The sequence below is a fragment of the Mycobacterium sp. URHD0025 genome (assembly GCF_000426065.1).
In the GTDB taxonomy this organism is placed as follows: Bacteria; Actinomycetota; Actinomycetes; order Mycobacteriales; family Mycobacteriaceae; genus Mycobacterium.
Map to the genome: position 1 here is coordinate 749575 of NZ_KE384491.1, position 7365 is coordinate 756939.

Consider the following 7365-nt stretch of genomic DNA (forward strand, 5'->3'; position numbering starts at 1 on the left):
AATATAAAATTCGTGCAACTCGATACCGATGGAGTACAGATCCGTTGACTGCCGAGCCGTTCCCCACTGAGCAGCCGTACCTGGCCCGCCGTCAGAACTGGGCCAACCAACTCACACGGCATGCCCTGATGCAGCCCGAGAAGACCGCCTTGCGGTTCCTGGGCCGCACCACAACGTGGCGCGAGCTCGACCACCGGGTGACCAAGTTGGCCGACGCCCTGAGCCGGCGCGGCGTCGGGTTCGGAGACCGCGTCCTGATCCTGATGCTGAACCGTCCCGAGTTCATCGAGGCGACGCTCGCGGCCAACAAACTCGGTGCCGTCGCGGTTCCGGTGAACTTCCGGATGACCCCGCCGGAGATCGCCTTTCTGGTCAGCGACTGCGAGGCCCGCGTCGTCGTCACCGAGCCCGTACTGGCCGGCGTCGCCACGGCCGTGCGTGATCTCGACGCCACGCTGTCGACGGTCATCGTGGCCGGAGACGGCACCGACGGCCCGGTCGACGACACGGTCCTCGGCTACGAGGGCCTGATCGCCGAAGACGGCGAATCGGCGGCCCCGGTTGACATCCCGAACGACGCCCCGGCGCTGATCATGTACACCTCGGGCACCACCGGCCGGCCCAAGGGGGCGGTGCTGACCCACGCCAACCTCGTCGGGCAGGGCATGACCAACCTGTTCACCACCGGAGTCGACATCAACAACGACGTCGGCTTCATCGGCGTCCCGCTGTTCCACATCGCCGGCGTCGCCGGGAACGTGAACACCGGGCTGACGCTCGGTCTGCCCACGGTGATCTACCCGCTGGGCGCGTTCGACCCGGGCGCGCTGCTCGACGTGCTCGCGGCCGAGAAGGTCACCGCGATCTTCCTCGTCCCCGCGCAGTGGCAGGCGGTTTGCGCTGAGCAGAAAGCCAATCCGCGCGATCTGTGCCTGCGGGCACTGTCGTGGGGCGCCGCGCCGGCCTCGGACACCTTGCTCCGGGCAATGGCCGAGACGTTCCCGGGCAGCCAGATCCTGGCAGCGTTCGGTCAGACCGAGATGTCGCCGGTCACCTGCATGTTGTTGGCGGACGACGCAATTCGCAAACTCGGATCGGTCGGGCAGGTCATTCCCACGGTCTCGGCCCGGATCGTGGACGAGAACATGAATGACGTACCGGTCGGCGAGGTGGGCGAGATCGTCTATCGCGCTCCGACTTTGATGGCGGGCTACTGGAACAACCCGAAGGCCACGGCCGAGGCCTTCGCCGGCGGGTGGTTCCACTCGGGCGATCTGGTTCGTCAGGACGAGGAAGGCTACATCTGGGTTGTCGACCGCAAGAAGGACATGATCATCTCCGGCGGCGAGAACATCTACTGCGCCGAAGTGGAGAACGTGCTGGCCGCGCATCCCGCCATCACCGAGGTCGCGGTGATCGGCAGGCATGACGACAAATGGGGTGAGGTTCCTGTCGCCATCGTTTCGCTCAGTGGCGCCGGCGATCAGTCTCTCAACCTGGACGAGCTCGACGGCTTCCTCACCGAACGCCTGGCGCGCTACAAACACCCGAAGGCGCTCGAAATCGTCGATGCGTTGCCCCGGAACCCAGCGGGCAAGGTGCTCAAGACCGAACTCAGGGAGCGCTTCGGTTCGCCCATCAGCGCCCGATAGGGTTGACGGTTGCGAAAGTAACTCAGCGTCAACGGTTTCTGCAGGTCGCGGTCGAAGTTTGCTGTCTTTGCACGCTCTCGCTAACAGTTGATGGCACAATCCACTCGATGCGGTGCACGCCCCGGTTTTTATCGGGTACAGTCCGGTGGTCTCAATTACTACTCGTGAGTAGGGAGAGACGGATCACACAAGCTGACAGGCGACGAGGAGGGGGCGTGCGACACGTCCAGGGGGCGCAACGGTGACGGCGCCGGCCGACGGGCTCGTCGGCTACGTACGTGGCCAACTCGAGAAGCCGATGGCTATGGTCGGTGGCTTCTTCAAGATGACTGTGCTCACCGGAAAGGCCTTTCTCACACGGCCTTTCCAGTGGAAAGAGTTCGTGCTGCAGAGCTGGTTCCTGATCCGGGTGGCATTCCTGCCCACACTCGCGGTCTCGATCCCACTGACCGTCCTCATCATCTTCACGCTCAACATCCTGTTGGCGGAGTTCGGTGCGGCTGACGTGTCGGGCGCCGGTGCCGCACTCGGCGCGGTCACGCAGCTCGGCCCTCTGGTGACGGTGCTCGTGGTTGCCGGTGCCGGATCGACCGCGATCTGCGCCGACCTCGGAGCCCGCACCGTGCGTGAAGAGATCGATGCGTTGGAGGTGCTCGGCATCGACCCGATCGAGCGGCTCGTCGTTCCCCGCGTGGTCGCCTCGACATTCGTGGCCTTCATGCTCAACGGCGCGGTGATCACCATCGGTCTGGTCGGCGGCTTCTTCTTCGGCGTGTATGTCCAGAACGTCTCCGCCGGTGCCTATGTGTCCACGCTGACCCTGCTGACCGGATTCCCCGAGGTGATGATCTCGGTCATCAAGGCCACGCTGTTCGGCCTCATCGCCGGACTCGTCGGCTGCTACCGCGGCCTGACCGTGGCCGGTGGCTCCAAGGGTGTCGGCACCGCGGTGAACGAGACCCTGGTGTTGTGCGTGGTGGCATTGTTCGCAGTCAACGTCGTGCTCACCACCATCGGTGTGCGGTTCGGAACAGGGCACTGACATGAGTACCGCAACAGTCCTTCGGTCCCGGTTCCCCCGGGCGTTCTCGCGCACTTCAGACATCGCGGGCACTCCGGCCCGGTTCCTCGACAGCATGGGCCATGTCGCGTGGTTCGTCGTCCAGGCCATCGGCTCCATCCCGCACGCGTTCCGGCACTACCGTCGTGAGGCTCTGCGACTCGTCGCCGAGATCGGCATGGGTACCGGCGCGATGGCCGTCATCGGCGGCACCGTCGCCATCATCGGTTTCGTCACGCTGTCGGCAGGCTCCCTGATCGCCATCCAGGGCTTCGCGTCCCTCGGCAATATCGGCGTCGAGGCCTTCACCGGCTTCTTCGCCGCCCTGGCAAACATCCGCGTCGTTGCCCCGGTCGTCACCGGGCAGGCCCTGGCCTCCACGGTCGGTGCCGGCGCCACCGCCGAACTCGGCGCCATGCGCATCAGCGAAGAGATCGACGCGCTGGAAGTCATGGGGATCAGGTCGATTTCGTATCTGGTCTCCACGCGCCTCATCGCCGGGTCGATCGTCATCATCCCGTTGTACGCCGGGGCGGTCCTGCTGTCCTTCCTGTCTGCGCAGTTCGTCACGACAGTCTTCTACTCGCAGTCGGTGGGTACGTATGAGCACTACTTCCATACGTTCCTGCGCGTCGACGACGTGATGTGGTCCTTCCTCCAGGTCATCGTCATGTCGATCGTGGTCATGTTGAACCACTGCTACTTCGGCTATTACGCCAGTGGCGGTGCTGTCGGTGTGGGTGAGGCAGTAGGGAGGTCGATGCGAACCTCGTTGATCGCAATCGTGATGGTGGTCCTGTTGGCATCGTTGGCGCTCTACGGCACCGACCCCAACTTCAACCTCACGGTGTAGCGGCATGACCACGCCCTCATCCCCGCACGCGCCTCTCAACAAGCCCAAGATCCCGCCGTACAAGCTGGCCGGACTGGTGCTCGCGCTCGTCACCACCATGGTTCTCGCGCTGACGTGGATGCAGTTCCGCGGATCCTTCGAGAAGAGGACGCAGCTGACCGTGTTGTCCGGACGGGCCGGTCTGTCGATGGACCCGGGCTCGAAGGTCACCTTCAACGGTGTGCCGATCGGTCGCCTGGCTTCCGTCGACGTCGTCACCGTCGACGACAACCCGGAAGCCAAGCTCACGCTGGACGTCAAACCCCAGTACCTGAAGCTGATCCCGGAGAACGTGACCGCCGAGTTGCGGGCCACCACGGTGTTCGGCAACAAGTACATCTCGTTCCTGTCGCCGTCCAACCCGTCTCCGAACCGGTTGACCCCGGGGACCCCGATCCGCGCCCAGGGCGTCACGACGGAGTTCAACACCCTGTTCGAGACCATCACCGCGATCTCGGAACAGATCGACCCGATCAAGCTGAACCAGACGCTGACGGCCACCGCGCAGGCCCTCGACGGCCTCGGCGACAAGTTCGGCCAGTCGATCGTCAACGGCAACGACATCCTGGCGGACCTCAACCCGCGCATGCCCCAGATCCGCCGCGACATCTCCGGACTGGCCGACCTGGGCGAGGTCTACGCCAATGCCGGCCCGGACCTGTTCGACGGCCTGACCAATGCGGTCACCACCGCCCGCACGCTCAACGATCAGCGCGGCAATCTGGATCAGGCCTTGGTCGCGGCGGTCGGCTTCGGCAACACCGGCGGCGACATCTTCGAGCGCGGCGGCCCGTACCTGGTCCGCGGCGCGCAGGATCTGTTGCCGACCTCGGCGCTGCTCGACAAGTACAGCCCGGCGTTGTACTGCACGATCCGCAATTACCACGACGCCGGGCCGAAACTCGCAGGCGCGCTTGGTGGTAACGGCTACTCGCTGCAGACCCATTCGTTGGTGATCGGCGTGGGCAACCCGTACGTCTTTCCCGACAACCTGCCCCGGATCAACGCCAAGGGCGGGCCCGAGGGTCGGCCCGGCTGCTGGCAGCCGATCACCAGGGACCTGTGGCCCATGCCGTACCTGGTGATGGATACCGGTGCATCGATCGCCCCGTACAACCACCTCGAGATGGGTCAACCGCTCGTGGCCGAGTATGTGTGGGGCCGCCAAGTGGGGGAGAACACGATCAACCCATGAGCGGAGCGAATAGACAGCAGATGCGTGAGGCTTGCGCAATTAATCAGATGGCATGCGGGACCCGAGCCTGCGAGGGAGCCGCATGAGCATCAAGGGCACGATTATCAAGCTCGGCATCTTCTCACTGGTGCTGCTCACCTTCACTGCGATCATCTTCGTGGTCTTCGGTCAGATCCGGTTCAACCGGACCGCCGAGTACTCGGCGATCTTCAAGAACGTCAGCGGTCTGCGCACGGGACAGTTCGTCCGTGCCTCCGGTGTGGAGGTCGGCAAGGTCTCCGGCGTCAAGTTGATCAACGGCGGCCAGCAGGCGGAGGTCACGTTCAACGTCGAGAAGGCGCTGCCGTTGTTCGACCAGACCACGGCAGCCATCCGTTACCAGGACCTCATCGGTAACCGCTACCTCGAGCTCAAGCGCGGTGAGAGCAACACGAAGATCGCGCCGGGCAGCACCATTCCGCTGGAACGCACCGAGCCCGCGCTCGACCTCGACGCCCTCGTCGGCGGCTTCCGCCCGCTGTTCCAGTCGTTGAGCCCGGAGAAGGTCAACACCATCTCCCAGTCGATCATCACGATCTTCCAGGGCCAGGGCGGCACCATCAACGACATCCTGGATCAGACCGCGCAGCTCACCCAGAGCATCGCCGATCGGGACCAGGCCATCGGCGAGGTGGTCAAGAACCTGAACATCGTCCTGGACACCACCGTTGCGCATCAGCAGCAGTTCAACGACACCCTGAAGAACTTCGAGACGCTGATCACCGGGCTGAAGGGCCGTGCCGATCCGATCGGCGCCTCGGTGGCCAACATCAGCAATGCGGCCGGTTCGTTGGCGGATCTGCTGTCCGACAACCGTCCACTGCTCAAGGACACCATCGGTCAACTCGAGGTCATCCAGCAGCCGCTGATCGACCAGAAGCAGCAGCTCAACGACATCCTCGTGCAGTTCCCCCAGGCGTTGAAGATCATCGGCCGGGCCGGTGGCATCTACGGTGACTTCTTCAACTTCTATGCCTGCGACCTCTCGTTGAAGCTCAACGGGTTGCAGCCGGGCGGCCCCGTCCGGACCGTCAGACTCAGTTCACAGCCGTCGGGTAGGTGCACGCCGAGATGAGGACACTGCAAGGTTCCGATCGCTTCCGCAAAGGCCTCATGGGCGTTGCGGTGGTGGCGCTGGTCATCGGCGTCGGCTCGACGCTGACGAGCGTGCCGATGCTGTTCGCGGTCCCCACCTACTACGGCCAGTTCTCCGATACCGGTGGCCTGAACGTGGGTGACAAGGTGCGCATCGCCGGTATGGATGTCGGCACGGTCAAGAGCATGGACATCAACGGCGACAAGGTCGAGATCGGCTACACCCTGGGTGGCAAGACGATCGGCACCGAGAGCCGTGCGGCGATCCGTACCGACACGATCCTGGGTCGCAAGAACATCGAGATCCAGCCACGCGGCAGCCAGACGCTGTCCCCGCGCGGGATGTTGCCGCTGGGTCAGACGACGACGCCGTACCAGATCTACGACGCGTTCCTGGACGTCACGCGCAACGCGTCGGGCTGGGACACGAATGCGGTCAAGGAATCGCTCAATGTGTTGTCGGAGACGGTCGATCAGACCTCGCCGCACCTGAGCGCCGCGCTGGACGGCGTGGCCAAGTTCTCCGAGACCATCGGCAAGCGCGATGAGGACGTCAAGAAGCTGCTGGCCAACGCCAACAAGGTCGCCACGATCCTCGGGGACCGCAGCACGCAGGTCAACCAGCTGCTGGTGAATGCCCAGACCCTGCTGGCCGCGGTCAACGAGCGGGGCCAGGCCGTGAGCATGCTGCTGGAGCGGGTGTCGTCGGTGTCGCATCAGGTCGAGGGCCTGATCAATGACAACCCGAACCTGAACCATGTGCTGGAGCAGCTGCGTACCGTCAGCGACCTGCTCGTCGAGCGCAAGCAGGATCTGGCCGACACGCTCACCGTCGCGGGCAAGTTCATCACCTCACTGGCCGAGGCGCTGGCGTCCGGCCCGTACTTCAAGGTGATGCTGGTCAACCTGATCCCGCCGCAGATCCTGCAGCCGTTCGTCGACTCCGCGTTCAAGAAGCGCGGGATCGATCCGGAGGAGTTCTGGCGTAACGCCGGCCTGCCCGCGTTCCGTTTCCCGGATCCCAACGGCAAGCGCTTCGAGAACGGTGCGCCCGCACCGGCCCCGACGCCGCTGGAAGGCACCCCGGAGCATCCGGGACCCGCCGTCCCGCCCGGATCGCCGTGCTCGTACACGCCGACCGCGGCCGGCATCCCGTCGCCGGGCAACCCGCTGCCGTGCGCCGGAGCCACCGTGGGACCGTACGGTGACAACCCGTACGGCCCGAACTACGGCCCGCCGGACGTCGCGACCTCGGCTCCGAACCCTGAAGGCATTCCGCATTCGCCGGGCGTGCCCAGCGCGGCAATCCCCGGCCAGTTGCCGCCGGATCAGCCGGGTGCCCCCGTCGAGCTGGCCCCCGGCCCGCCCGGAGCCCGCACGGTTCCGATCGCTCCGCAACCCCTGCCGGGCGACATCCCCGGCTACGCACCTC

The 7365-nt window shown here is 65.0% G+C and carries 6 protein-coding genes; all 6 read left to right on the top strand.

Going from position 1 to position 7365, the window contains the following annotated elements; genetic code table 11:
• Positions 1–44 precede the first annotated feature (44 nt).
• Positions 45–1652 carry a fatty-acid--CoA ligase FadD5 gene (gene fadD5 / locus H977_RS0132025; RefSeq protein ID WP_029111699.1) on the top strand — a complete coding sequence of 536 codons (1608 nt, stop codon included), beginning with the start codon at positions 45–47 and terminating at the stop codon, positions 1650–1652.
• A 298-nt stretch (positions 1653–1950) separates the two neighbouring features.
• On the top strand, positions 1951–2694 hold the full coding sequence (locus H977_RS0132030) for an MlaE family ABC transporter permease (RefSeq protein ID WP_196808370.1): 744 nt from the start codon (positions 1951–1953) through the stop codon (positions 2692–2694).
• Position 2695: 1 nt separating this feature from the next.
• Positions 2696–3565 carry an MlaE family ABC transporter permease gene (locus H977_RS0132035; protein WP_029111701.1) on the top strand — a complete coding sequence of 290 codons (870 nt, stop codon included), beginning with the start codon at positions 2696–2698 and terminating at the stop codon, positions 3563–3565.
• A gap of 4 nt (positions 3566–3569) precedes the next feature.
• Positions 3570–4799: an MCE family protein gene (locus H977_RS0132040; protein WP_029111702.1), complete on the top strand. Its 1230-nt coding sequence runs from the start codon at positions 3570–3572 to the stop codon at positions 4797–4799.
• Between the two features lie 82 nt (positions 4800–4881).
• On the top strand, positions 4882–5913 hold the full coding sequence (locus H977_RS0132045) for an MCE family protein (RefSeq protein WP_029111703.1): 1032 nt from the start codon (positions 4882–4884) through the stop codon (positions 5911–5913).
• Positions 5910–7365 (top strand): virulence factor Mce family protein (locus H977_RS34300; RefSeq protein ID WP_036478010.1); only part of this gene is annotated, 1456 nt, incomplete at its 3' end. The genes H977_RS0132045 and H977_RS34300, both read left to right, overlap by 4 nt.

What these genes read in the sequence shown, in the direction of transcription:
- H977_RS0132030 (WP_196808370.1), top strand. Translation starts at nt 1,951, where the DNA reads ATGGCTATGGTCGGTGGCTTCTTCAAGATGACTGTGCTCACCGGAAAG.
- H977_RS0132045 (WP_029111703.1), top strand. Translation starts at nt 4,882, where the DNA reads ATGAGCATCAAGGGCACGATTATCAAGCTCGGCATCTTCTCACTGGTG.
- H977_RS0132035 (WP_029111701.1), top strand. Translation starts at nt 2,696, where the DNA reads ATGAGTACCGCAACAGTCCTTCGGTCCCGGTTCCCCCGGGCGTTCTCG.
- H977_RS0132040 (WP_029111702.1), top strand. Translation starts at nt 3,570, where the DNA reads ATGACCACGCCCTCATCCCCGCACGCGCCTCTCAACAAGCCCAAGATC.